This is a genomic window from Spirosoma sp. 48-14 (genome assembly GCF_001898575.1).
In the GTDB taxonomy this organism is placed as follows: domain Bacteria; phylum Bacteroidota; class Bacteroidia; order Cytophagales; family Spirosomataceae; genus Spirosoma.
This window is the reverse complement of the sequence record NZ_MKUD01000010.1, coordinates 526,769-550,749: the sequence shown is the minus strand read 5'-3', so window position 1 is coordinate 550,749 and position 23,981 is coordinate 526,769. Positions and strand designations below refer to the sequence as shown.

At 43.7% G+C, this 23,981-nt stretch carries 27 protein-coding genes; 10 read left to right on the top strand and 17 right to left on the bottom strand.

Translation table 11 applies throughout. The annotated features are described in order from the left end of the window. Positions 1-2: 2 nt before the first annotated feature. From BGO59_RS10695 to BGO59_RS10680, 4 genes are all read right to left on the bottom strand, one after another. Positions 3-1,976 (bottom strand): GIY-YIG nuclease family protein, encoded by a 1,974-nt coding sequence (locus BGO59_RS10695; RefSeq protein ID WP_293683615.1) that lies wholly within the window; start codon positions 1,974-1,976, stop codon positions 3-5. A gap of 477 nt (positions 1,977-2,453) precedes the next feature. Further along, on the bottom strand, positions 2,454-3,275 hold the full coding sequence (locus BGO59_RS10690) for an antA/AntB antirepressor family protein (protein WP_293683614.1): 822 nt from the start codon (positions 3,273-3,275) through the stop codon (positions 2,454-2,456). Further along, positions 3,268-3,660 (bottom strand): hypothetical protein, encoded by a 393-nt coding sequence (locus BGO59_RS10685; protein ID WP_293683613.1) that lies wholly within the window; start codon positions 3,658-3,660, stop codon positions 3,268-3,270. Before BGO59_RS10685 ends, BGO59_RS10690 begins: the two co-directional genes overlap by 8 nt. 182 nt (positions 3,661-3,842) lie before the next feature. Then, positions 3,843-4,052 carry a helix-turn-helix transcriptional regulator gene (locus BGO59_RS10680; protein ID WP_293683612.1) on the bottom strand — a complete coding sequence of 70 codons (210 nt, stop codon included), beginning with the start codon at positions 4,050-4,052 and terminating at the stop codon, positions 3,843-3,845. A gap of 126 nt (positions 4,053-4,178) precedes the next feature. Between BGO59_RS10680 and BGO59_RS10675 the strand changes: the two genes are divergently transcribed. The 3 genes from BGO59_RS10675 (at position 4,179) to BGO59_RS10665 (ending at position 5,820) form a co-directional block, all read left to right on the top strand. Next, positions 4,179-4,628, top strand: a complete 450-nt coding sequence (locus tag BGO59_RS10675; RefSeq protein ID WP_293683611.1) for a hypothetical protein — start codon at positions 4,179-4,181, stop codon at positions 4,626-4,628. Positions 4,629-5,350: 722 nt separating this feature from the next. Further along, the gene (locus tag BGO59_RS10670; protein WP_293683610.1) at positions 5,351-5,551 is read left to right on the top strand and encodes a DUF2683 family protein; all 201 of its coding nucleotides are present in this window, start codon (positions 5,351-5,353) and stop codon (positions 5,549-5,551) included. Beyond that, complete coding sequence (locus BGO59_RS10665) at positions 5,551-5,820, top strand: Txe/YoeB family addiction module toxin (protein WP_293683609.1); 270 nt, start codon at positions 5,551-5,553, stop codon at positions 5,818-5,820. Before BGO59_RS10670 ends, BGO59_RS10665 begins: the two co-directional genes overlap by 1 nt. Before the next feature lie 31 nt (positions 5,821-5,851). Here the strand turns inward: BGO59_RS10665 and BGO59_RS10660 are convergent, their stop codons facing one another. From BGO59_RS10660 to BGO59_RS10610, 11 genes are all read right to left on the bottom strand, one after another. After that, on the bottom strand, positions 5,852-9,610 hold the full coding sequence (locus BGO59_RS10660) for a tape measure protein (RefSeq protein ID WP_293683608.1): 3,759 nt from the start codon (positions 9,608-9,610) through the stop codon (positions 5,852-5,854). 50 nt (positions 9,611-9,660) lie between these two features. Further along, positions 9,661-10,017 carry a hypothetical protein gene (locus tag BGO59_RS10655; RefSeq protein WP_293683607.1) on the bottom strand — a complete coding sequence of 119 codons (357 nt, stop codon included), beginning with the start codon at positions 10,015-10,017 and terminating at the stop codon, positions 9,661-9,663. 5 nt (positions 10,018-10,022) lie between these two features. Further along, positions 10,023-10,439, bottom strand: coding sequence for a hypothetical protein (locus BGO59_RS10650; RefSeq protein ID WP_293683606.1), 417 nt, complete (start codon positions 10,437-10,439; stop codon positions 10,023-10,025). 257 nt (positions 10,440-10,696) lie between these two features. Further along, positions 10,697-11,251, bottom strand: coding sequence for a hypothetical protein (locus BGO59_RS10645; protein WP_293683605.1), 555 nt, complete (start codon positions 11,249-11,251; stop codon positions 10,697-10,699). 181 nt (positions 11,252-11,432) lie between these two features. Then, complete coding sequence (locus tag BGO59_RS10640; RefSeq protein ID WP_293683604.1) at positions 11,433-11,879, bottom strand: hypothetical protein; 447 nt, start codon at positions 11,877-11,879, stop codon at positions 11,433-11,435. Positions 11,880-11,884: 5 nt separating this feature from the next. After that, entirely contained in the window at positions 11,885-13,141 is a 1,257-nt protein-coding gene (locus BGO59_RS10635; protein WP_293683603.1) for a hypothetical protein, read from the bottom strand. 81 nt (positions 13,142-13,222) lie between these two features. Continuing rightward, the gene (locus tag BGO59_RS10630; protein ID WP_293683602.1) at positions 13,223-14,227 is read right to left on the bottom strand and encodes a hypothetical protein; all 1,005 of its coding nucleotides are present in this window, start codon (positions 14,225-14,227) and stop codon (positions 13,223-13,225) included. Between the two features lie 143 nt (positions 14,228-14,370). Next, positions 14,371-15,282 (bottom strand): hypothetical protein, encoded by a 912-nt coding sequence (locus BGO59_RS10625; RefSeq protein WP_293683601.1) that lies wholly within the window; start codon positions 15,280-15,282, stop codon positions 14,371-14,373. A 587-nt stretch (positions 15,283-15,869) separates the two neighbouring features. Continuing rightward, a complete protein-coding gene (locus tag BGO59_RS10620) occupies positions 15,870-17,708 on the bottom strand; it encodes a hypothetical protein (protein ID WP_293683600.1) in 1,839 nt (612 codons plus the stop codon). Positions 17,709-17,714: 6 nt separating this feature from the next. Beyond that, entirely contained in the window at positions 17,715-17,921 is a 207-nt protein-coding gene (locus BGO59_RS10615; RefSeq protein WP_293683599.1) for a hypothetical protein, read from the bottom strand. Between the two features lie 56 nt (positions 17,922-17,977). Then, positions 17,978-18,601 carry a hypothetical protein gene (locus tag BGO59_RS10610; protein ID WP_293683598.1) on the bottom strand — a complete coding sequence of 208 codons (624 nt, stop codon included), beginning with the start codon at positions 18,599-18,601 and terminating at the stop codon, positions 17,978-17,980. Between the two features lie 206 nt (positions 18,602-18,807). Between BGO59_RS10610 and BGO59_RS10605 the strand changes: the two genes are divergently transcribed. Beyond that, the gene (locus tag BGO59_RS10605) at positions 18,808-19,068 is read left to right on the top strand and encodes a hypothetical protein (protein ID WP_293683597.1); all 261 of its coding nucleotides are present in this window, start codon (positions 18,808-18,810) and stop codon (positions 19,066-19,068) included. A 13-nt stretch (positions 19,069-19,081) separates the two neighbouring features. Here BGO59_RS10605 and BGO59_RS10600 read toward each other — a convergent pair whose 3' ends face one another. Beyond that, positions 19,082-20,371, bottom strand: coding sequence for a terminase large subunit (locus BGO59_RS10600; protein ID WP_293683596.1), 1,290 nt, complete (start codon positions 20,369-20,371; stop codon positions 19,082-19,084). A 154-nt stretch (positions 20,372-20,525) separates the two neighbouring features. Beyond that, positions 20,526-21,134 carry a terminase small subunit gene (locus BGO59_RS10595; protein ID WP_293683595.1) on the bottom strand — a complete coding sequence of 203 codons (609 nt, stop codon included), beginning with the start codon at positions 21,132-21,134 and terminating at the stop codon, positions 20,526-20,528. Between the two features lie 147 nt (positions 21,135-21,281). Here BGO59_RS10595 and BGO59_RS10590 point away from each other — a divergent pair, with 147 nt between their 5' ends. From BGO59_RS10590 to BGO59_RS10565, 6 genes are all read left to right on the top strand, one after another. After that, complete coding sequence (locus BGO59_RS10590; RefSeq protein ID WP_293683594.1) at positions 21,282-21,572, top strand: SH3 beta-barrel fold-containing protein; 291 nt, start codon at positions 21,282-21,284, stop codon at positions 21,570-21,572. A 59-nt stretch (positions 21,573-21,631) separates the two neighbouring features. Then, complete coding sequence (locus tag BGO59_RS10585) at positions 21,632-21,877, top strand: hypothetical protein (protein WP_293683593.1); 246 nt, start codon at positions 21,632-21,634, stop codon at positions 21,875-21,877. Positions 21,878-21,969: 92 nt separating this feature from the next. Beyond that, the gene (locus BGO59_RS10580; RefSeq protein WP_293683592.1) at positions 21,970-22,326 is read left to right on the top strand and encodes a hypothetical protein; all 357 of its coding nucleotides are present in this window, start codon (positions 21,970-21,972) and stop codon (positions 22,324-22,326) included. Further along, positions 22,326-22,589, top strand: a complete 264-nt coding sequence (locus tag BGO59_RS10575; protein ID WP_293683591.1) for a hypothetical protein — start codon at positions 22,326-22,328, stop codon at positions 22,587-22,589. The genes BGO59_RS10580 and BGO59_RS10575 overlap by 1 nt, the downstream gene beginning before the upstream one ends. Positions 22,590-22,781: 192 nt before the next feature. Beyond that, positions 22,782-23,201 (top strand): hypothetical protein, encoded by a 420-nt coding sequence (locus BGO59_RS10570; RefSeq protein ID WP_293683590.1) that lies wholly within the window; start codon positions 22,782-22,784, stop codon positions 23,199-23,201. Positions 23,202-23,277: 76 nt separating this feature from the next. Beyond that, positions 23,278-23,931 carry a hypothetical protein gene (locus tag BGO59_RS10565; protein ID WP_293683589.1) on the top strand — a complete coding sequence of 218 codons (654 nt, stop codon included), beginning with the start codon at positions 23,278-23,280 and terminating at the stop codon, positions 23,929-23,931. The last annotated feature ends 50 nt before the right edge of the window (positions 23,932-23,981 follow it).

The window sequence follows — 23,981 nt, the reverse complement described above, 5'->3', positions numbered from 1 at the left end:
TATTAAATATGCATCCAACTCTTACCCTGCTTAATTGAACTTATTAAGGTTGGATGAACCTTAAATTGATTGGCGATAGATAATCCTGTTTTGCCGCTTTTCAATAGTTGTTTGATCTCCAAAACCTCATCGTTTGTCAGTTTGGAAAGATGATTTTTTTCGCCAGATATTACATTACGTTTCGGTTTATACCGAACATTAGACTTTGTAAAACCTGTTACGTGAACCCAGTTTGCGCCGGTATATATTCTCTGAATCGTCGCTCCTGATACTCCATATTGCCTTCCTATTTCCCCGAACGGAACCTTCTGATTCAGCAACTCTACTATTTCCAATACATCTGATTGCTTTAGTTTTGAGATATTATTATAATATTCCTTTTTAACTTTACTTTTATTTTTAAACGTCCTCCCTTTTACTTGCTCAATTGCATTTATTAATAAATCATTAGGTACTGACTTTTGTAGAACCTCTAAATCATATTGCGTTAATTCTACGTGCTTATATACCTTGCCATATTTAATTTGTAATATTCTGTAGGGTTCGAAATTAAAATACTGGGCTATATAAACAGGCTTTCCTTTAAGAAGTAGATACTTTATTAGCTTTACTTGATTGTCATTTAATCTTTCCGGGGTCTCTTGCTTTGTTATACCTGTAAAATCCGACCACGCTTTACCCCTTTTAATTGAACTAATAAGGCTAAGGGAAACATTAAAAGACTTAGCTATGGTAACGCATTTTTCACCAGTAGATAAACGTTCTTTAATCTCTAATAGATTCTCAGCGGTTAATTTAGTTTGTATAGATTTGAATCCACTAGCATTAACGCGTTTAGATACTCTTTTTTCTTGAAGCTTTGTAAACCCAGTTACGTGCACCCAGTTTCGCCCATTTCGAATCTTTTGAATCGTATCGGTACTAACATTGAACCGTTCCGCAATTTGGGTATACAGTAGCCCTTGCTCCAATAAGTCTTTTATTTTTAGTACATCTTCGGTATTGAGTTTAGCGTTGGCGTGCCGTTCACCTTTTGGTGTCGTTATAGCCCTACTTTTAAAAGCGCGTCCTTTTACTGTCTTTTTTACTTCGTCATAATCATCGTAAGTAAAATTAACCTGAAAGAATTTATAGTCTTTTTCGGATAGTTCAATATCCTTATATGTCTTGCCCCTTTTTATACCTGAAATTATCTCTTCCTTTACATCAAAAAACTCAGCAACATCAACCGTTCGTTCACCAATTGATAGTAAATATTTTATTAGCAACACTTGACCTTCCTCTAATAGTTTTTTATTAGGTTTATTAGGGTTTCGGTAAGCATAAGAAGGATTGATACATAATCCCTTAGGTAAAGCATATTGATTCACCTCATTATGTGTTACCGTGATCGGAACCCAAGTCCTACCATTTCTTATGTTTCTCACTACAGAAACATCTAAATTGAAATACTTAGCTACGTCAATCGACCGGCAACCTTTAGCTAATATTAATTTTATCTCCCGAACTTGTTCATTTGTAAGTTTCGTTGCAAAATGATTCTCCATTCTCACCCCTAACTTAGCCCTTGTTTCAGGACTTACGGATTTATCTTTTAGGCGTGTTTTAGCATTTTCTTTGTGTTTTGCACCATAACAAGAAGGGATAGCTATAGATTTGTTGTAACCAAAAGCAAGGTTAATAGAATTATATTGTATAATATATTTATTTTCTATTTCAAGTAATAAATCCGAAAGTCTCTCTGTTTCGCTTACAACCTCCAATAGATTAAATTCGAATGAATTTGCTCCATATTTATCGTATGCCCTCGCTAAATGCTTAGAATGATGCTTTCGATTTTCTAAGCCATATTTGTGCTGACTGTAGCGATATAAAAACTTCTTTGTTGACCCTATATAACATTTGCCGTTAACAGTATTTAGAATTTGGTAAACACCTGCCATTTTTAGCAGGTGTTTAGGGATATTGTTTTTCATAATCCAAATTTACTTTAAAACCTTTCTCTTTCTACTTACACCCTTAAAGTTAGTTGGATAACTTTCCGTTTTTTCGTGACACGAGTGACAAAGCGTCCGACCATTATTAATATCCCAAATTGCGGGACATTTTAAAGCCGTTTCAACGGAAGTAATTCCAAACTCAGAAACTAAATCAGAAATACTTTTAATGTGGTCGGCTTCGATAACTCGTTTTCGCCCGTTTCTGGCTCCACAATGCTGACAAGTAAAACGGTCACGAATAAAAACCTGTCTACGCCATTCTTCATATTCGTCTAAACGTCGAATTAGTCGAATCAACTCTGTTCGGCTTATTGATCCATTCATAAAAGGTATGAGTTTTACATCTCAACCCTTTACGGTTTTCTATCCGTGAAATCCTCCATTGAACACATATAGCGGCCAAAATGAACCAAAGAAAGGCAACCGCAAAAAGTTGAAATGTTCGATAGTTCATTAGTTGTCTTCGTTGTAGTTTAATTCAGCCATTATAAGCGAGTACAAGCGGTCTAAGTGTCCGTAACGCTCTATAGCATCTAAAATGTACTCACCTGGCTTGCGCTGTAGCCGATGAACATTAACCCCGTACACATCATGCATTCGCTTGTAGAGGTAATTATAAGTCTCGCTCTGTTCGGCCCCATGAAAAGCGCAATAGTCGTTTACCTTGCGGCTGATTAATTGCCGTAGGGTAGTAATTACCTTCTTTGGCGGGGTAATCAATCGCGGAGTTAGCTTACCCTTTGGCGGTCGATGACCGCGCATTATACTATCTACGTCGGCGCGTAGTTGACCAATCGCCTGTTGCTGATTAATTAAAATCTGTTGCTGATTAGCTAACAGTTGGCTATTTTGACTTACAAGCTGAATTAGAACCTGTTCGGTAGAGGGGGTCGCTAACGTCTTGCGTAGCTGTTTTTCGGCTTCAATAAAGTACTTACGGGCTTCGCGTCCTTTATCGTTATTTTCAACCATAGCCAATTCCTTAGCCATATCGAGCGTTAGGGCGTAATCAACCGTTGGCCTGCCGCCCTGATTGGGTTTTACTAGATTGTTAGTAAAACTAGCCTGAATAGGTTTTTCCGAAATTTCGGAAAAACCCCCTTCGTCGTCGTTAACCTCCAAATAGTCAGTACCTTCAAGGAATCCGTATTTAATAATCCGGGCTTTTATCCAGTCTGCAAATTTGGTTTTTGCTTCTAAGAATCGGTGTAGTTCGCGGGCCGAAACGACAGACAAACCTTGTGCATCCGTCGTAATCTTTACAATCTCATTCATGGCCCTCTACCTCCTCCATCCAAATAGCGAAATTCTCGTAATCGCTTCTAAGCTTATTAATGAAGCCGATAAGTGATAGGACGTTTTCGACTTTACGCTTTTCGCGTTCATCTAAATAAGCGCAACGGGTTAACTTATCGTTGCAAAGCTCAACCAGTGTAGTAGTTGGGTCTACTTTCTCCGAGAAATTGCGAACCGAATGGATTATGCTACGTAGGTACTCTGACGCGCCGGGGTTGTTGCCGATTTCAACAAAATATTCATCCGGGCCGTCTAAGAATTGTCCCCTATCCGGGTTATACGCTGTTTGGGCCGTGTTTTGGGCCGTTTGTGGATTAGAGGTTGTAGAATCCCCACCCTCACAGTAACTTTGTTCTGTGTTCATTTTGAACTACCTGTTTAAGTGAACGTCGCCCCGTTGCTGCCTTCCGCCAAGTTGCCAGCGCGGGGTTTTTTATGACGTGCCAATCGCCTGATTGACTTTACAATACTAATAATAACTTTTATTATATCCCAATATTAAAGAAAAAATATTTTATTATATCCCATTTTTTTATCTAATCACAGCTACTTCAAAATGAACGACACTTGCAATTTATACCCCAAAGCATCTGCAATTCGATTGATGGTTGCTAGGGTCATATTAGTCCTTCCGGCTTCAAATTGAGCATAAGTACTAGGGTCTATACCTAATTGTTGAGCTAAGGAAGCTTGGGTTAATTTTTTCGATTTTCGTAACTTCTTTATGTAATCGCCTATTTCCTTGGGAGAGTTCATGATTTGTATTGGATTTTACACAAATATAAAACCTTTAATATAACACACAAATACAGAGGTATCGGTTTATTTAATGGCAGTAATTATAGGGGTACAACCCCTTATATTCACTAAATATATCTTACTATGAAAAAGTATCTTTACTTAGTTGGCCTATCAATTCTCTTTCTACCTAGCTGTAGCACAAACCATGAACCTCCTGAATATATAGAGTCTATAGCGTTACAAAAGGCGGGTACAGATGGAATCAAAATACTAACAACCTTTGCAAGTAAGGCAGATAAGCGAATTGCTAGCTCAGGGGTTTACAACCTAAAAATACACGGATACGAGCAAAATCACGAACCTATTCAAATCTACGATACCACCTACTCGATCAATATCAGCGACTTTAGGGAGTACTCGGAGCTAAATAAGGATTCAACAGGGGTTTGCTACACAACAAAGTATTTAGACCACAAGGACTTTAAAAACACCGATAAGGTAGCATCTAAGATAGTTTTTGTAACTATTGGATTTAAGCCGAAAGGCTCCAAAGGGGTAATAACAGGTAGTAAAAAATTTGAACTTGACTAAACACCCAACAGCCCAACGCTTACTAAAAAATTAGAAACCGGCGCGGTAGCGTCGGAAATCTCTTTTTTTTTAAATGTATTATTAATTTTATTATTATATATAATATTATGTCGGTCTTTTCGCCTATACCTCTCGGTGTTTTTGCCTATACCCCCCGGTGTTTTCACCTATAGGTATCGGCCTTTTTACCTACACCTTACGGTCTTTTTACCTATAGGCATAGGTGCTTTAAATGAGACAAAGCGGCTTTTTAAGCGAATAGAGCAATATTTTTCCTAGACCTATAGGCGTTAGGACGCTAAAAATATATAAACCGCAAAATTTACAACAACCTGTAAGGCAATCTATTATTTTCCTAAATTAAAAACCGTACTAGAATGCATAATAATCAAATAAATTGAGCAAAATCGGTATCACTCGTTTACTGTCGAAAATGCCGACGCGTTCGCAGAAGAAGGATTTTCCGGCATGTTTGCCCATAAAGATTTATTAATAAACGGGCGTCCGTTTGCGCTTAAAACAGGCTTTCAACTAGCGAATGATAGCCCCGGATTGGCGAACGGCACGTTTGAAGTATGGGAGTCAGATTTTGCGCTAAAAACATTGTGTTAGGGCCCTGTTCGGATTATCAGATGGAATATATGCAATAAAATGTCATTAATTGTAATCAATTGTCAAAATATCTTGTTACCTTGACAAGCAAATAGTAAAAAACACACAAAATGGGAGTTCGTTTAAGCAAATTAACGGGTAGTAAATTTGCCTTCTTAACTCGCAAAACGAAGGCATTCGACCCCCTTGCAGGTAAGCCTAACAGCCCTGTCTACAACAAGGAGTTTGTTCAAAAGATCAAACAACGGCAACAGCAGGTTGCCGAAGGTCATGTAAAAGTTTTTACGTTGGAAGAGTTTGATAATCTGTAATGGGGCGAAAAATCGGTTTCGTTGACGACGCGTATGAAGAATACGAAGATTGGCGCGATAGAGATGAACAGGTATTTTTAAAGATTAAAGGTCTGATAAAAGAATGTAGTCGAACCCCGACAAAGGGAACTGGAAAACCGGAGCCATTGAGGGGGAGCCTAAAAGGCCTTTATTCCAGACGCATCAATCAAGAACACCGATTAGTGTATAGTTTTACCAACGATGAATTAGAAATTTTGTCATGTTATGGTCATTACGGAGATAAATAAAGCCCGACTATCAAAGTCGGGCTTTTATATTTTATCGTTTACGCCACTCCCCGTTAACCTTCGTCCAATTAAGGTCGCGCTTTCTACTATGGTCTAGCGTTCGTTGATTGGCTTTGATAAACCAGTTTAAAACCCCTCGTTCATCAAACGTAGTCATATTAAACGGTAGCTTTTCGTTAGCTTCGCCGATTGCATCCGCTAACCGCTTGACCGGGAAATTATCCCAATTGATAGCACCAGACAATTGCCGAACCTGATATTCGTCTCTTCCTTGCGTTAACCGATGGTTAGCCATTGTTTGGCGGTTTATTTGCCCTACAATCGCATTAGACTGTAGTATCTGCTCCGTCATTGCGTTGGGGTAAATTACATCGTCCTTGCCAACGTTTACGATTGTAGGCTTATTTACCAGTTCCATTTTACCGTCATGTTGCCATAACTCCCGACCGTAACGGTCGCCAACTAAGGCGGGGCCGCTATAATTGTCGTTTGTAATCCCGTCGATGTTTTTTCCGGTAAAGTATTGCGGAAGGGGTTTAGCCATAATAATAGCCGCCTGGGCGAGACCTAAGACACCTGTAGCAATCGCTAACGGCGTTCCGGCTGGCGGAGGCAAAGTTGCATAAACCTTCATTATCGCTTCGGCTGTACTTATTCCCACGTTAAAGAGGGCTTGGGTTCGAGCTGAAACATCTTGTTGATGTTGGATTTGTTTACGCTGTTGATCGTATTTTTTTTCAATCGCAACTTTTGCCCCTTCATTATCCCCAACGGCATCTAATTCAGCCTGTTTACTGGCTTCGAGTGCGGTTAGACGATTCTGATTCTTTTGTTGCTCTATTTCGAATAAGCCGTTTACAAGCGTCGTACCCGCCTGTATATACTTCTCTTGAATTTCTGCTTTCCTTGAAAAATAAGCCCTGTCTTCTTCGGTCATTTGGGCGTATTCCTCCTTTAGTCGTTGCACTTTATCTTTATCCTTTGCTCTTTCGGCTAACTCTATTTGGTTTAATAAATCCAAATATTGTTTTTGTCGGTTTTGATCTAAACCGCTAAGAGAATTATTTAGGTCGTATTCAAGTCGTTTGCGTTTGACGTAGTACAACGCCATGATATTTGACTGATCTTTTAAGTTTTCCTCTAATTGTGCGGTTCGCTTTGCGTCGGCTTCGGTAATATCCGACCCTGACATTTGCCTACCCTTATCATCTAGTCGGTAACTAACATAGGGGCGTTCTCCTAAGCGGTCTAAATCGCTTGTGGTTAATTTATTGGGGGTTGCTATCTTTTTGCCATACGTACCATTTTCTACGGCTTCCTGCATAGCCCGAATAGCTTCATACTCTAACTTTAGCTTCTGAACCTTTTCAACTAGCTTCGGGTCAACGTCGATAATCCGGCCCGCTTTCAAATCCCGCATAGCCTGTTTTTGTAAGGTTGCTTCAATGGATTTGATTTGTTTGTCGATCTTTTCTAAAACCGTTTCCTCGTCTTTTGCCTTTTTCGCTGTAGGTTCATCGACTGCATCCTTTTTACTTGTAAGTGACGGGAATAGAATGGCCTGTTTTTTGTCCTGATAGGTTTTTAAGTCCTTTAAAACGTCTTCACGTTTTTTTAAACTATCCCGGTCGCCTTTAATAAACAGTTCGGCTTGTTTGGTATCCAATTCGGCTATCTTACTATTGTAATCCTCTATCACCTTATACCGTTTTAGGTTAACGTTAGCCCCTTCGTCAATATAAAGTTTATCTGCCTGGGTGAGTTTGTCGCCCAACTGTAACCGCTGTAAAATACTTAGCTCAATGGCTTTATTTTCCTTTTGTAAGCTACCTGCTAAGTCTCGTTGATCGTCGTCAGATAAGGCTACTTCCCGACGCTTCCCGGCATCTTTGGTCGTTGCTTGCCGACGCTCTTCGGCGGACATTAAAAGAAAAGGCTTTAAGTTAAACGACCGTTGTTTAGTCCCTCGGTTAAGGGTATTTTGTGTCTGTTGCGCCCGTTGCATTTGCCCGGTTGTCTGATCGCGTAGAGCCTGAATTGCAGCTTTATTTAGTTCAGCGTTTAATTCGCGTTGGGCCTGAGCAAAACCTACAACCTTACTTTTATTTACATCTAACGCATTTCCGTAAGCATCGAAACCTGTTGCGGCTGAGGGAGCAATATTTGCAAGGTCGTTAACGACTGTCTGTAACTCCTTTTGTTCGTCGGCTGAAAGCTTTGATTTACTTTTCAATTCATCATATCGACTCAATAGGCTGGGCAAGGTTGATTCCAATTGATTAACCTTTTCGGTTTGTTCGGCTAATTTTCGGCTTGATTCTTCAACACTAGAACTGAAAAACAGCCTAACAGATCGGGACATTGAAGTTATGTAGCCTATAAAATTTCCGGCTGTATCTCCGATATTTAAACCTTTTACCCATTCTACGCCTTCGTTTCGTAAGCGGGCTAAATTGGCCGTCAATCCCTCTACTCGCTTTTCACGGTTAGGATTAAACGTCCTTTCAAGTTCAATAGCAAATTTTGGCAAAGCTTGCGAAGCCAATACTTCACCATTTTTAAGCATATCGCCTAATTTTGACGTTGTAACCCCTAAAGCGCGGGCCATAATGTTGAACGCCCCCGGTATTCTTTCGCCCAACTGCCCGCGTAGCTCTTCACTTTGGATTGTACCTTTTGACATCATTTGACCAATTGCCAGTAATGCCCCCTCGGTATCTTCGCCTGACTTTTTAAGCCGACCCATTGTTCCGGTAACGGCTGTAAAAATCTTGTCAGTTGCTTCTCCTTCAAGCCTTGTTCCTTTACTTGAAGCGGTTAGATTGGTGTACGTTTTTTCGACAACAGACAAATCTTGCCCCAAATCATCAGAAACGCGCTGTAGCATAATCTGACGTTGAGTGAATAGTGCTGTATCATTAGAAACGACTTGTAAAGCAGAATCAAGGGAATCGAATTGTAGGATTATTTCACCTGCACTTTTGATTCCTGATAGTATTTTGTCAGCTAAAATACTTGCCGAACCTATACCAACCGCCCCGGCTGCAAATGCGCCTACCGTGGATAGTCCAGACCCTTTATTGTTAGATACCTGTGGGTAATTACCGACATTGGGAGTGAAATCTTTCTGATTTCGCTTAATGTCATTAATGGACTTTATATTTTTTTGATACTGCTCATTTAGAGCAACAGCCGCCCGGTTTTGCTCATTGATTTTGCCCGTTATTTTATCGTAAGCATTGGGAAGTCCGTCGAGCTGGCGTTTTAGATCACGTGTTTGCTGTTTAAACGCATTAAACGACCCTTCGGCTCCTTTTACACTTCTACCAGCTAAATCTGTAGCTACTATTAATCCGTTAACTGATTTCGTAGTCTGTGTTAACTCTCGACTAATTTCTTTCGCCCGTCTTTGGTCTTCTTTTTGGGCTAAGTCTAACTTTCCGTATTCGGCACGAAGTTCAGCTAATCGCTTTTGCATTAACTGTATTACCTCGTTATTTTCATCGACAATTGATTTATTGTCCTGAAGAATCTTTTTGTTGCTCTTAACCGCTTCGTATGTCTTTTGGAAGTCCGGGGCAATGCCAACAATATTGCCCGCTTTTTGAAGGCTCTCTATTTGTTTTGCATACTGCTCTAAAAGGGCAAGTTGTTCAGAAAGTGATTTTTTAACCCGGCTACTAGTGCCCTCTAAATTATCGCCTAATTTATCATTGGCAACTGTAAGGTTTTTTATGCACTCTAACCATTTAGAATAACCGAATACGTCTTCAAATTGAATTGTGTTCATGCCCGTAGAAATAAGGGGTTTGGTTACTGACGACTATACGGGCCTGTAGTTTAGTCGTTACTATTATTGCCGTTAATTTGGCTGTAAAACTTATCTTCTAAGTCTGTCATAAAGCCCCAAAACTCATGTGTTGAGGTTTCGTCATTTACTGGCAGACCTTCACTGATAAGCAAAAATTTATTCTTTCTGTACGCTTTTAGAATCATATCGGGCATATTGTTTGACCCAACTAAAACGGTAGGCTTTATGCGCTCAATAAACTCTCTTTCTACCCCTTGTCGCCTAACTTCTAAACTTGGGTCTTCGGGGTTGAGTAGTTCGGTTGCCTGAACCAAAAAAGCCCGTTGCAGTAACTCATAGTATTCCGTTTTTGTGTCTACGAAATGCCTAGGAAACGATTTTTGCAACGGGCCTAAGACTTTTTTTCGTATAGCTGATGATAGGAAACGATATGTTCTTGTGTAAGCCCGTACTCGCTTAATTGGCCTAAAAGCTTTTCTAATCCCTCTTCTACGAAATCGTCCCAACGAACATTATTTACCGAATGAATGCAACAGCAAAAGGCTAAGGCGTTAGGGGCTGTTTGCTTATTCATAAGCCCAAAGAGCAAATACCGAAGGTTGTTGATTTCGGTTATAGCCGATTCGATTTCATTTGCGCCAATTAAACTTACTATTGGCTCAAAATGCCTATCCACATCGCCCATTGTTGACCCTATTCCACTATGGAAAGCCATATAGTAGGTGTATAACACGCGTCGGGATTCTGGTAAACGGCTGGGCGAATCGTATAATACGATAGAGCCGCCCGGTAGTGTGATAGTTTGCATTAGGTTGATAGTTTACCGACGATTTTTTGAATAGGAATACAGGCCAACGGAACCCACAGGTAAATGATCGACGGCCAAAGTAGTAGACTGACGTAGCAGATTACACCAAACCAGAAAGCCCGGCAAAGTCGGCAAGGTTCACGCGGCCACCAGCGAACCCCGCGAACGTTCATATAATTATCAACCTTCCATTTATCGACTAGGATAACGCCCGTAACGCCAATTAGAGAGCAAAGGACTAAATATTGGTACATGGCCTAAGAGTTACACAGGTTGGTATAATGGACGGTCAATTCGATACGAAAGCCGCCGTATGGATACGATAGATACGAGCTTTCTAGCCCCGAAACGTCGAAGCCTGGGTAAATACCAGTTGCCCCGGCTGTCGTTTGGTCGAACGATTTATTAACCGATAGGACGCAATACAAATCGAGTAACTTTCTAATAACTTGCTGTTTTAAGCCTTCGACCGTTGGCGGTTCGATACCTAACGTTTTTAGGTTGGCCCAACAGATAACAGATAGCGTCCGAATGCCGAAAACCTCGTTTTTAATCGTTTCGTCGTCGTGTGCGTACAGACACGTAAAGGATTTTAGCGTATCGTTCGGGTAAGCCCGGTAACTTTCGCCGTCTTCTTTGTAAATCCAGGGTTCAGGCAATCCGCCCGCCGTTTTGATAGCCGGTCGAACGCGGCCTAACGATACTTCCAGCCAATCGAGCGTAGTTAATCGCTCCTGAATGATTGCTATTACTTCGTCTATGCCGGTTTGATCGGTAACGATACCAACGGGCGGGGTTAGGTTCTGGCTCATTAGAAACTACTGATTAAATCCATTAGCTTTTCACCGATATACGCGCCTATTTCCCATGCTACCATGGCAATTGATATATACCAAAGGTTTATATTCAGTGAGAATGGATATTCCTTTGCATATTTTACATATGTGCCAGATAGTGAGATAACCCCAAAGTCTGTTATCTTTTTTAAGAGCTTCATAATGCAATTTCTTTTTTTAACAGGTCGATAAATTGCGGTTTAATCACTTCAATCAGTACGGCCCGGTTTTCGGGGGTTAGCCCTAAAATGTCGTCACCGTATTTTGCTTTCAATTCTTCGGTTTTGGGGTCGGTTGCTTCTAAGTCGAAAGCCTGATCGAACACAGCCGTAAAAATTGATTCGTAAAAATCGCCCGTATCGTGCAACGTAACCCGGTCGGTTCGTTGACCTTTATCCCGTTTTATTTGAACCGTATCCGGTCGATAGTACGGGCTTATTGCTGAGTTATCGGCGCGAATACCGGCCGCAAGTTGTTTCCGGTTCAGATCGGCTATTAATACGGCGTTGGCCGCTATTACATCCGATAAAACCCGGTTGAGCATATCGGGCGTTATCCGCAAAAGCGGAGCCACAAAACAGTTATGTAGCGTTATCCCGTCCATCGTGTTTAATCCCACATGCTACCGATAGAAATACCGGGCCGTTGTTTTTCGGGGGGCGTTGCGGGTGAAATTGTCGAAAACGTTGCCTTTGTATCGGCAATGATTTTGTTACGTTCGGCCTTTAGTCCTTTGTCGGTGTCCTTCTGGCCGTTTAGAGCTATATAGGCTTGATTGGTCATATTCTTAGCCGTAGCGTTTACCCGGTCAGAGGTAGAAATTTCTTCCAGAACGTCGCAAGCAATCGAATACAGAAGCGCGTTAACCAAATTGTCCTTATTGGCAATTAGCGGCCGGGTTGCGTCAGATTTGGCCGATATAACCAGATTTAACCCCCATGTTTGAGAAGAAACCTGAACCGCCGACAGTTCGGCTAAATCCATCGTTAACGGGGTCGAAACGTTCGGGATGTAAACCGGCTCAATGGCAATAAACGGGCTTCGACCTTCGAGCAAATAGGCATCCACCCCACCCCCGCAACTACGACAGGCCGCGCCTACAGCAAACGAGCGATTCGCCCCGATTGCAAAAACGTTTGTTGGTAGGTCGTTTTCGTAGTAGCCAAACAGATAATAGCCGCCGATACGCTGATAGAGCGTTTCGTTAATGTCCTTCCAGATCGACCGACCGGGCGTATTACCTGTAAGATTCAAAACTGTTAGCGGGGCGTCCTGTGTCGAATGATAGAGGTATAACGGAAAGTTTTCGACGGCCCCGGAAAGTTGTAACGCGGCTTTCAATACCTCTAACGCGGTATCGTTGCCAGATACGTAGATACGCCAACCAACAAACCGATTTTGTTTGTTGATCGTATCGGACGCGTTACCCTCTAAGCTAAAAATAGCCTGATTATCCAGAAGCGGAACCGAACCCGACGCAAGCAGTAAAGCCAGTTTAGAAATTGCCCCGCGTTCAATTCGGCTATACCATGCACTTAGCGCGGTTGTCGGTTGCCAGTAATCTGACTCGCTGACGGCATGGCCTAAATTGCCCTTTACCTGATTCTCGTAAAGTTTGCCGTCGTTACCCTTTACCACATCGTATCGAAAATACGTTTTAGTTGGGCTGTAAGCCGGGTAGTCGATTTTAGCCAGATTCGGCCCTAAATCGTGCAATATATCGGGCCTTAGTAGCTTATGGGCGTCCGACAGATAAACGACGGGTTCACGGTGATACCCGGCCGGTTGATCGGAGCCAGCCGCGAAGCCTGGGTAAAGGCCAACCACCCCGGCCAACAGTTTAGAAAGTGAAATAGTATCGACCATGTTCTAGTTGAGGTTTAAAAAAAAATCCCCCTCACAACTCGGAGAGGGATTTTAGACAATCCACGTTCAATTGAGCAAAGATTACGCGTTCATTACGCTAAACCGCTTGATAGGCGATTCACCGGCAACGCGGGTAAAGTCGGCAAAAAGTGCGAAGTCGGCAGCGTGTTTAACACCATACGATTTTGCCCCGCCTGTACAGTCTAAAAGCTGTTGGGTTCCCCATTCCCAAGTTGGGTAAACGTTATCATTGATTCGGCCCCAAAAACGAACGTCCGAAATATCCTTTTCGTCGGTTACGTCAATAGCGTTCAGGTCGGGCAAACCCTGATAGTCGAAGTCAATAAAGTTCACAATACCAATCGAACCCATCGGCCCGACGTAGTGGATACCCCGTTGACCGGCCCCCGGACTAATCCGGTTTGTATAATCAAATTCGGCAATATTAGCCGCCTTTTTGATTGCCGCCGTATCGTAGATTGCACCCCCGCCCGGATTGTTTAACCAGTTTTGGTCTGCCAAAGCCGCCGTATTCGCAATGTCGAAGTACGGGCCTTCCGTATCCATCATTTCCATAATAGCGCCGAGGTTATTATAGAAATCAATCAGCTTCGGTACTTGGTACTCCCCGGCAACGCCCGTATAGAGCAGGTTTGCCCCAATCGTTTGCGTCGTTTCCTTGTTGGCATCTAGGAACGTAGCGCACATTTGATCGAGATACTTGTAAACCGCTTTTTTGGCGTTTTTAATTTTGGCGGCTAACGCGGCTTGGTAGGTAACGTAGTTATTTTGGTATTCCGAAGGAATAATATCTACGTCAAATTCAACGTGAAAACGCACTACCGTTTTAAGCGTTGCGCCTAGTGCCTGGGTTGTAATGGCACAAGTCCGAACCGTTATAATCGTCCAATCAACCCCGTTCAACACAGGAATTTGAATTGTCCGCGTGTAGGGAATCGCCCGGATTTTAGCAAGCGTTTCAGCGTCGAACAACAACGGGGTATTGTTGTAGAACGTATTCAACGCGCCGTAATGAGACATACGGTTTTCCAGACGACCAAACCCGGCCGGGTTAACGTCTAACATGACGTTAGGTAAGAGCAAATTTGTTATGACGTTAGCCATAGCAGTAAAAAGGATTTTTTATCCCTGTTGCTGTTGCCGGGCCTGTAGGCAACGGGTAGGCGCGAAACTGCGCGGGAATCCTACCTGTTATTTTTAAGGATTTATTACAGTTTGGCTTTCTTGCGTTCCTCATCAATAAACTTGAAGAACTCCGGCGTATTTGGCGCGTAACCCAACTTGTTAATAGCATAAACTCGAATTTCCGTCAACGACGTAAACGCGCCGGGTTGACCACCTGTATCGGGTTTGCCTGTTCCGCCCCCTTCCTGTTTATGGCTAACCGGAGCCAAATACATAGAGTGGTTAGCCCGGATAATTTCGGTTGGCGTCATTGGCCGGTTTTCGGCGGCATTCATTAGGGGTCTATCCGTCCCTTTTTTGACAAAATAAATGTCGCCGTCGTCGTTGCGTTTGCCTTCGTAGAGCGTATTAAAATACTCTTTCAGGTCGGCAATTGCGGTATTTTTGGCGGCTGTTTTGGCGGCTTCGTCTTTCAGATCGCCAGGAATAACAACCGGGGCGGTACGCAAATCGGCGTTAACGGTAGAACGAACGGCCTGTTTTACCGTTTCTACTTTATCGTTTTCGCGGGCGGTTTTTTCGGTGTTAAGTTGCTCTTTCAGTTGGTCAATAACCGCGTCTTTGGTTGCGGCCGACCCTTTTATTTTGTCCCGGATAGCCTTCATAGCTTCATCCGAAAGCGGCAACTTACCGGCGTCCTGTAGCTGTTTCACCCAAACGGCGGTTCTCATACCATCAGGTTTGGCTTCATCCAGCGCAATAGCTAACAGACCGTCGATACTGCCGTACAACTTAGCCGATTCTTCGCCTACAGCTTTGGTTACGGCTTGTTCGGCGTAGGTCGATAACTCGTTATCGTAATCGGTTTTTGGCTTTACAATAAAGCCTTTTCCGGTTAGATAATCCGGGGCTTTCGCTTCGAGTTTAGCGAAAATAGCGGCCTGTAAGTCTTCGGGAATCTCAATCCCGGCAATGTTTTCTACTGTAATATCCATAATCGGGCCTGTAGGCTATGGTTTTAAACTGGTTGATTGATTAGTTACGGGGCGGTCAGAAACCCGAAAGAAACCGACCGCCCCTATCGGGGTTGTTATCTTATTGCTCTACTTTGGTCGGCTCATGTACGACGACATAGCCGCCCCCGTCGCCGGGTTTGCCATAAATCACATCATAGAAATTATCAGACGCCCCTTTCGTAATCGGCTGGGTAGAGTTCTGATAATCGCCCGGCGCGACAATTTGCGCCCGTCGTCCGCTTGCGTCCTCTACTAATGTGCCGTCCGCGTTTTTATGATACTTTAACCCAATCATAATAAACTTATCGTCGGGCAACCCTTTCAGCGAAGGAATCAACGGGGAAATGTTGAACTGTTTCTTTTTATCCTTATTGCCGTACAACTCTTTCGTAGCTGGCTTAACCTCATCGGTTTTTTGCTCTACGGTTGGCTGTTCAATTGGCGTACCAACCATATACGCCCGTTGCGCCTTCGCTTTTTCGGCTTCTTCGGCTTTGTAGGCATCCAATACCGATTTAGCGGTTTCGGCGGCAATGGCTTTAACCTGATCGGCGGTAAACGTTTTTTCAGGTTCCGGGGTTGGCTGGCTTGCGTTTGCGTCCGTTGCCTGGGTTGCTGTTGCCTGACTTTCCGGGGTTGTTGCCGGGGGCGTTGGGGTCGTTAGCGGGGTTGGGCTGGATTGGCTTTTGTTCTGAGACATAGCGTTTAAAAGAAGTTTTAATTTGAGAAATCCGGTTATCGTAGTCGGGCGCGTTGCAGAACTGTTCTATCAGTATATCCGCTTCGCGTTCAAATCGGTAGACAAACCCCATAAGGCCGACGCTGATAGCGTACCCTTCGGGGTCACTGGTATTGATACCTAAATTGTAAAGTTCGTCGGGGCTGTAATTTGAATACGTGTCTAAATCCCTTAGAACCTTATAGCGTAGTTTGCGGCTGGCATCGGTACGGGCGAAGTATTCCTGTTGCATTAGCGTAAGTTCTTCGAGTAACCATGCACCTAAACCGGCATCCTTCGCCGTCTGGTAAAGAGCTATCAACTGATCGCCGGTAAGCATTGAAACCCGACGACCTAACGAAACGGTTGCACCGACGAAATAGGGGCCGTACCGATAGCGGCCGAATACCTCTAAAACGCGTTTGGTTAATACTTCGTAGTGTTCTGCCAAATAGTTGTAGATTATCCGCGAACGCTCTAGTATTTGCATGATTTGCCGTTCGTTCATCGGTTGACCGGACGCCCCACCGTCGTAACCCGTTGCCGTTTGCCGTACCCGTTGCCGGATGTTAACCACCTTGTTAGCGATATACTCCAAATTGTCGATTGGGGCGGCAATCCAACCGGCCGGGGGCCGTAGGTCGGCTTCATCCTTCGCCAATGGAGCCGGAACGCCTAACTTTGTACCGGGGCCGTAAATAGATTCTTTGTCTTCTTCATCACAGCCGCCTTTATCGTCCTTTGGCGTATAGGGCTTACCGTCGATCATCTTACCACCCTTTAGAACGCCGGGTTTGGGGCCGGATAATCCTACAGTCGGTTGGCTGGCTGGCTCCTGCTTTTTGGTTGCTTCATAGTACCAAAACATCAAAAACGCGGCCGCTAGGTCGTTACTTTCCCCGCCCGAATCCCAAAACATCAACCTATCTAACCAGCCTAAAACCGGGCGTAACATCGTGTTAGAGGTTAGCGGGTTGCTGTCCTCTACATCGTCCCACATCTTGAAAACCGGGCAAATCGGTTGATTGTGCGGTATGTCTTCGCCTACCTGTACCCATTTACCATTGCCGTCGTTTTTCCAAAACGATATATCGACCGTATCAAACAGCGCGGTAACGTCTTTTTGGTCGGTATCGAACCAAACAAATTCGAGTAGTCCCGAATCAGACGGCCCGTTTAGGGCTTTCATGGCCCGAACCCGTTCCAACGGTAATAGATATACGTAAGGCTCTGGAAAGTCCGTAGTTTGGACTTTAGGCAGATCGACAACAACCAGCGAGTTAGGCCGGGAAAATAACGCACTATGGCAATTTCGGGTAATGAACTGCCAGATACCCGCCCGTTCTGCGTAGGCATTCCAATCGGCTTCTAGTGACGCGTCGGTAAAATCGAGCTTAACAAAACGGTCTTCGGCATGGTGTACCGCCGACGCCATATCTACGATTTCGTCAACGAGTTCAACCGTTACCGGGGGCCAAACCATTTGTTTAAGCACCTGCCGACGCTTCGACGCGGACGTAATAACGGGCGTTACAAACTCCCGAACCCATCTTTTGAAATAGGGAGAAGCGGCCGCTTCTGACGTAGCAGATTCGGCGTGTAGCCTGTGTCTCTGATCGTCATAAACAGCCGCCCGTAACGCTTTTACGTCGGCTTTTGCTACAATATCGTCGTTAGGTGAAAGCAAGGCCGGTTATTTTTTAGATTTGGGTTCGGTTGGTTCGACGGCCTGGGTTCCGGCTTCGTCGGTAACTTTGGCGTCTTTGGGGACTTCTACCCATGTAGTAACTCCTAGTTTCTTGTCCAACTTTTTCAAGTCCTCAAAATGCTGTTCGGTTACTTCCTGAACCCGGCCTAAGTTTTGACCGTGGCCGCTATCGGCTTCCTGAATCTTAACCATTGTTCTACTTGGTTTAAAAGCGTTTTACAACTATTTACAGGTTAGTAGAGCCGGGTTTAGGGGTTCACCAACAAGGCCGGGTTAAACGTCAATTTCTGAACCCCGGCGTTTGTGTACCATTCCTTGTCAAACTCCCATGTTACCCGGAATTGGGTTAGTTCATGGAGTTTGCCGCCCGATGGCGTACCGACAAACGGCATATGAATAGGGATAGGCCCGCCGTTTTTGTGCATCAGTAATTGATTGTCACCGCAAATGATGTAAGCCCCCAGCCGGTCAATATCAACCGAGCTTTGCCCCTCTGCAAACAAGGTGCGTAGGTCGGTAAATGCCTGAACCGATAGGCCGGTAAACATCCCGCTAAAGTCGGGCGTCGTTTCGCCTACAATTTGGGTTTTGCCCCCCGGCGTGGTGTTATCGTTGTTGCCAATCTTAACAGGCTCAGAACCCGTAATAGCAGGGTCGTAGAACTTGTTAATAATGGAAACCATTCGGGTATTATCCGAAGCGGCTAACGGGGTTGTCCAGGTTCCAAGCGTGTTGGCGTTGGCCGTCGTTACGGCCGCGTTACCCATACGCTGAATAATAACCCGTCTAACCTGTTGAATGAGCGTACTACATTGGTCGGCTGTTACTAGCTGTAAAGCCGCCGCGATTGCGCTACAATCTTGGTAAATCATCGTATAACGAGATAAAAACAGATGGTAGGTTGTTCGACGGGCCTGTAGTCGTTTCACCTATTTGCGACAAAAATAGAAAGAATCTGAAACGGCAAAATATTTTTTACAAAATAATTGCTAATATACCGTTTTATTGTACGTATAATATGCAAGTAAATAGGAAGGATTATTTTACCTTTGACGGAGCTAAAACCTATAATCAACCAATGACACTAGAGCAACGGCCTGTTATAATGTGGCATATTATCGACGGCGATTTCGAGTATATCGCTAAGGATATGAATGATATTTTGCACGACTTACTAAATCGGGGTCGGTTAATCAATTCGTATTTTTTGCCCAAACTGAAAGCCTACCTAATCGGCAAAGGAATTATAGCCGATACGTTTTACAACGAACTGATAGACGAAGCCGCGTTACTAAGATTGATTGAAGAGGTACGAAACGCAACAAAGCCCGGCAACTAACCGGGCCTTTTTATTAATCGTTATTCGGGCCGGACATAACCCGTTGCGGTCGGCCCCATTTTGTAAATACATACCCGCGTATAGCGTCCATAGTATGATTATGTTCACCTATAGGAATGTTAGTCGATACGCCGTTGTGCATGACGTACTGATAATGGTTCTTTTCCCGCTTTATATTAAGGCTTCGAGCCGTGTAATAGACTTCAAATTCATTTAGCTTGCTTATACCGGCTTCGACACTACCCGGCCCTTTGTCGCTACCCTTCGCATTGATACCCGGTAAACTATATATACCTTCGGACGTTTCGATTAACGTACCAATCTTTAATTCTGCAATAGATTTCGGTTCGGCCTTATCCCATATGCTTTGTATTTCGGCGGGTATTCCTTTTTCGTAGTAGCGTTGTAAAATCTTTTGGTTGGTTAATCCGGTTTCATATACAAGTTCGTCCAAATACAGTTTGTAGCCTTCGCGGGCAATCCGTATAAAGGTTGTCGGGTCATTGGTAAAACCGAAATCACCACCGATGCCGTATTGTGTTTCTAAATGTTCGGGCCATTCATCTATTTCTATCCAGTTCGGGAAAACCAGCGAATCGGGCGAGGGTTTCGGGTCTTGCTGATAAAGCGCGTTAAACGTTACCGGATTATCTTTTTTGACTTTTTCTATTTTAGCCTGGCTATGTTTTTCGGGCCATAAAGCCGCGCCAACGGGCCGGGGGTCGAAGTCGTTAATGTCAGGAGTACGAAGCGCGGGAAAGGATACAACTACCCAGCCGGTCGGGTTAGATTCACAATACAGGCCGTCACGTTCGAGCAATCGCCCGCCTAAGTCGTCTTCATGCCAACGCGTTTGTATAAGTATTTGGGCGGAATCATTGTGTAAGCGAGTCTCGAAAACATCACAATACCAACCCCAAATATTTTCGCGTATCGTTGGGCTTAGTGCATCTTTCCGGTCTTTAATTGGGTCGTCAATAATCCCTAAATCGACCGTTACCGACGTAAGAGAACCGCCAACGCCAACGGTATAGATAAACCCCTCTTTAGCGGCATCTTTGCCGACAATTTCAACTATATCATTATTATTGGTATAACCGTTTTTTGTATCACCTAATAAAATTTCGGGGAATAGTTGCCTATATGCCTGGGTAGACATTCGGCGTTTTATATCCCGATTAAAACGGCGGGCAATGGTTGCAGAATAAGAGACTACAGCAATTTTTGTATCAGGCTTTTTACCTAATACCCAACCGGGAAACGTTCGGGTAGACGCTGACGTTTTGCCGTGTTGGGGCGGCATGAAAATCATAAGTTTTTTAATCTTACGCTCATGCACCAATTGCAGTTTTTCCGCAATAACGCGGTGAAACCATTGCAATTTATAGGCTGAATCTATGTGTGATAAATAATGATAGAAACGGTCTTTTGAGTTGCTAGAATCCAATAGCCGCAATCTACGAAGCCGTTCTTCGTGCAAGTTCCTCAATCTCGCGTTGTAGTTCATCGTCCGTAAGTTGGCTTACATCGTCAGTAATTGGGCTATTTGCCGGGGGTACTATCTTTTTATCAAATGCTCTATGACGTATCTGTTCTATAGCTACCATAGCGCGTATAGGGTCGTGAAATTCAATTTCAGCCCCGTACTTTCCAGTTTTATACTTCTTGATCGTATGGAACGCGGCCCGCGCCTTTTTTGAGGAAAAATCAAACATCATTCCCCGGCCGTAGGACTCTACAAACGGTTCTATTGACGCTTCGGCCTTTTGAGACAGCTTAAATAGTATTTGATTTGTTTTTAGCGTCCTGTCGTCTAAATACTGTTCGATTGCCTTAGAAATCTCAACATTTCTCAACAATCTGTAGCCAATAGTAGCCGCCGAAGCTAGATTAGTCGAATACCCGGCTTTCTTCGCGGCCTTCGTCGCATTGCCACATTTTACAAATTCCTCTACAAATAACCGTTGGCGAACATTGAGCGCGTTAAAGTAGTCCGGCCCCTTATACTCGTTAGTGTCTTCGTTGTCCTCATTATCCGGCGCAAAGTCGGGGTCTATAGATTCCATAGCTCAGTCCTGTAAAGCCTGTCATTACCACAATAATACGAAGCTGTTAGTTAAGTACCGATCTTTTACAAAATTCTTGTTTATTTTCTTGCATATTTTCCGAACTATACCGTACTTAGTACCGTAATTCAACAACAGAAAAAACACATGAAAAAGTCTTTGTTTACCTTAGCCAACTTCCTACGCGGGAAAGGCTTTAAATCGAGAGAAGCGTTTAAACGAGCCTGGGCAATCCTTCGCCTACGCTATAAAATGTTTACTGAACCCGTCCAATTCTCCTACGTAAAGGATACGGGCGAAATCCGCGAAGCAATCGGATTTTACGGCGAAGAACACGCCCCTAAAGACCTATCTATAACGGGCCTTGTGATTAAATACTACGATATGACCGTAGGCGGCTGGCGTTCGTTCCGCGCTGATCGTCTGATAATCGCTTAATCAATCCGTTCACATACGGCCCGGCTTTACGGTCGGGCCAATAAATCAACCTTACGACAATGAATAAACAGTCACTTGCTTACGCTACATCTATTTCAGAACGCTATATGGCCTATCCAAAGGCCAAAAAGAAATCCGAAATGGACCCCTATAAGTTCTTCACGCTGACTATACAGAAATTACGCGCAATGGGGGAACATCGTAAATACTCCTTTTGGCCTATGCGAGAACTCGTTTTGAATGATTACGAAGCGGGGTTAACGCCTGACCAATCAGCCGCGCAATTTTTCAAAGAGTGGAATTAACCAGCGTTTAAGCCTAACCCATACATAAGAGCAACCCGAAAGCCGGGGCGGGTCTATTCCCCCGGCCAATTCATCAAATCAACCCCTTTACTATGGAAAGCCTGAAAATGACCGTAGCCGAAGCGACCGCCGAAGGGTACAGCCAATGCGTTGTGGATGGTGGCTGTCGGGCTGAATCGTTTGAAGATGCCGCCGAATATCTGGCTACGCGGACTTATTGGATTTTAGATAACGAGCCTACTACCTATTCCATTTCGCCTGATTGTATAAAAGAAATGGTTATCGACCATGTAGCCGACCAAAGCGATGTAGCAGACGAAGACCAATTTTTAGTTGAATTGGTGCAAGAGATTCCAACGTCTGAGTTTGACGCAATTACGGAGCTTATTAATAAAAAACTTGCCGAACGCCTTTGGTGGCCGTCTATAGGCATTCAATTAATACCCTAATGGACGGCTTTACCCCTACCCCCCACACCCCCGGCCGCGAACAGGTTGTAACGGTTGGGCAATCGGTTAAGATCGTTATAACCGACTTAGCCATAGAGGGACTGTTTAACGTAGAGTCCTACGATTTGCGCGTATCCGATACAAAGCCATTTGGCGAGTTTAACGGCATCGACTTAGAAACGCTTCTAATGATTTTGGAAATGTTGCCGGTAGAATGGGAACGGCGGCAACAGGAATACGCCGACGATTTACCGCAAAACTAACCCTATGGCTACGCTCCTATACGATTCTAACCAATTAGTCCCAAAGGGAAAGGCTAAACATAGAACGTTTTTCCCCGATGGTTCGAGTATTGATTTTGTCGAAGTCAAAAACAACGTCACAAAGGCCAATCTACGGCACTATCACAAGTTTTTTACCGGGCAATATTCCAGCCTATTCAATTAAAATATTATATGGAACGATTTAAAGGCTGGTATCAACTACAGCACGATAAGCACCAAAAAGAGAAACAGAGGACGGCTCAAATTGAGCAGAATAGAGCCAAAAAAGCCGAAGAAGCGCGGCTAATGCGTGAAAAGAAACAGGCTTGGAAACTCTATTCTGATACGGTATGGAAGCTAACAAAGGCACAGCCTTTACACACCTTACCTAATTATGATAAGCGCGACTTTACCACTTATCAACTTGACCATATCGTATCCGTTACCGATGGATTTAGGTACGGTTTGCCTTGTGATTGGATAGCGGATATTTCTAACCTACGAATCATAGAAGCATCTGCGAATATGATAAAAGGGATGAAATCAGAACCCGAACCTTTAACCAAAATGCTTCAAAGGGCGAAATCTTCAAATAGTACAATATCGGGCTAATACACAAAGTATAAACCCGGCCTTTTTCGAGACTTTTCAATTTTTTTTACTTTCACTTTCTAACTTTTGTACAATTATGCGTACTGACCATTTGACAACCAACGCACTCGCTACTGCTGTAGCCGAAGGTAATCTAAAAGCCTATCAGAAAGTACACGAACTGACGGGCGAAGTAGTAGACCGATTCCGCTATTTGGAAGGACACCCCCGCCAATACCGATTTGATGCCAAAGAAGGGGTTTTTAACATCAACGGTACGGAAAAACTAGGCCGTATGATTACGTTCCAGCCGATTGCATGGCGGATTTTCACCGACAACATTCTGAATATGGGTACTAAGAATTGGGCGGAAATCTTTTTTATAGACGAAAAGAATTGTGTTTCGGCTATCCTGTTTCACGGCTACAGTGTGGATAATATCTTTCGTCTGATCGAGCCGTTATACTATGACGACCTTACGTTAGCCGACGTAGTAATAACGGCAATCGCTGAGAGGAAAGAGAATAACAAAGGCGAAGGCGGCTCTAAAGCAACCTACTACATTGCTTCATTCACCTATAAGATTGCCGACGCGGTTACGACGGCTACGCTGAAAGAATACGCACAAGACCGTAAAATATTCCGGGTCGAAACACTAACCGACATAGCAAACATTAAGTCGGCCTACAACTTCTATAACCCGTTTACGGCTCCACCGTTTGAGCCGGAAATGTTGCCCCAATCCAACTAATCCACTAACCCGGCCCGTTAACGTCGAAAGGGCGTCAACGGGCCTTTTTT

Coding starts and splice junctions, on each gene's coding strand:
- BGO59_RS10630 (WP_293683602.1), bottom strand. CDS start 14,227: ATGTTAGACGTTAACCCGGCCGGGTTTGGTCGTCTGGAAAACCGTATG.
- BGO59_RS10690 (WP_293683614.1), bottom strand. CDS start 3,275: ATGAATGAGATTGTAAAGATTACGACGGATGCACAAGGTTTGTCTGTC.
- BGO59_RS10585 (WP_293683593.1), top strand. CDS start 21,632: ATGAATAAACAGTCACTTGCTTACGCTACATCTATTTCAGAACGCTAT.
- BGO59_RS10580 (WP_293683592.1), top strand. CDS start 21,970: ATGGAAAGCCTGAAAATGACCGTAGCCGAAGCGACCGCCGAAGGGTAC.
- BGO59_RS10635 (WP_293683603.1), bottom strand. CDS start 13,141: ATGGTCGATACTATTTCACTTTCTAAACTGTTGGCCGGGGTGGTTGGC.
- BGO59_RS10625 (WP_293683601.1), bottom strand. CDS start 15,282: ATGGATATTACAGTAGAAAACATTGCCGGGATTGAGATTCCCGAAGAC.
- BGO59_RS10665 (WP_293683609.1), top strand. CDS start 5,551: ATGGGGCGAAAAATCGGTTTCGTTGACGACGCGTATGAAGAATACGAA.
- BGO59_RS10565 (WP_293683589.1), top strand. CDS start 23,278: ATGCGTACTGACCATTTGACAACCAACGCACTCGCTACTGCTGTAGCC.
- BGO59_RS10615 (WP_293683599.1), bottom strand. CDS start 17,921: ATGGTTAAGATTCAGGAAGCCGATAGCGGCCACGGTCAAAACTTAGGC.
- BGO59_RS10680 (WP_293683612.1), bottom strand. CDS start 4,052: ATGAACTCTCCCAAGGAAATAGGCGATTACATAAAGAAGTTACGAAAA.
- BGO59_RS10640 (WP_293683604.1), bottom strand. CDS start 11,879: ATGGACGGGATAACGCTACATAACTGTTTTGTGGCTCCGCTTTTGCGG.
- BGO59_RS10675 (WP_293683611.1), top strand. CDS start 4,179: ATGAAAAAGTATCTTTACTTAGTTGGCCTATCAATTCTCTTTCTACCT.
- BGO59_RS10575 (WP_293683591.1), top strand. CDS start 22,326: ATGGACGGCTTTACCCCTACCCCCCACACCCCCGGCCGCGAACAGGTT.
- BGO59_RS10660 (WP_293683608.1), bottom strand. CDS start 9,610: ATGAACACAATTCAATTTGAAGACGTATTCGGTTATTCTAAATGGTTA.
- BGO59_RS10595 (WP_293683595.1), bottom strand. CDS start 21,134: ATGGAATCTATAGACCCCGACTTTGCGCCGGATAATGAGGACAACGAA.
- BGO59_RS10600 (WP_293683596.1), bottom strand. CDS start 20,371: ATGCCGCCCCAACACGGCAAAACGTCAGCGTCTACCCGAACGTTTCCC.
- BGO59_RS10590 (WP_293683594.1), top strand. CDS start 21,282: ATGAAAAAGTCTTTGTTTACCTTAGCCAACTTCCTACGCGGGAAAGGC.
- BGO59_RS10670 (WP_293683610.1), top strand. CDS start 5,351: ATGGGAGTTCGTTTAAGCAAATTAACGGGTAGTAAATTTGCCTTCTTA.
- BGO59_RS10695 (WP_293683615.1), bottom strand. CDS start 1,976: ATGAAAAACAATATCCCTAAACACCTGCTAAAAATGGCAGGTGTTTAC.
- BGO59_RS10685 (WP_293683613.1), bottom strand. CDS start 3,660: ATGAACACAGAACAAAGTTACTGTGAGGGTGGGGATTCTACAACCTCT.
- BGO59_RS10570 (WP_293683590.1), top strand. CDS start 22,782: ATGGAACGATTTAAAGGCTGGTATCAACTACAGCACGATAAGCACCAA.
- BGO59_RS10610 (WP_293683598.1), bottom strand. CDS start 18,601: ATGATTTACCAAGATTGTAGCGCAATCGCGGCGGCTTTACAGCTAGTA.
- BGO59_RS10605 (WP_293683597.1), top strand. CDS start 18,808: ATGACACTAGAGCAACGGCCTGTTATAATGTGGCATATTATCGACGGC.
- BGO59_RS10645 (WP_293683605.1), bottom strand. CDS start 11,251: ATGAGCCAGAACCTAACCCCGCCCGTTGGTATCGTTACCGATCAAACC.
- BGO59_RS10650 (WP_293683606.1), bottom strand. CDS start 10,439: ATGCAAACTATCACACTACCGGGCGGCTCTATCGTATTATACGATTCG.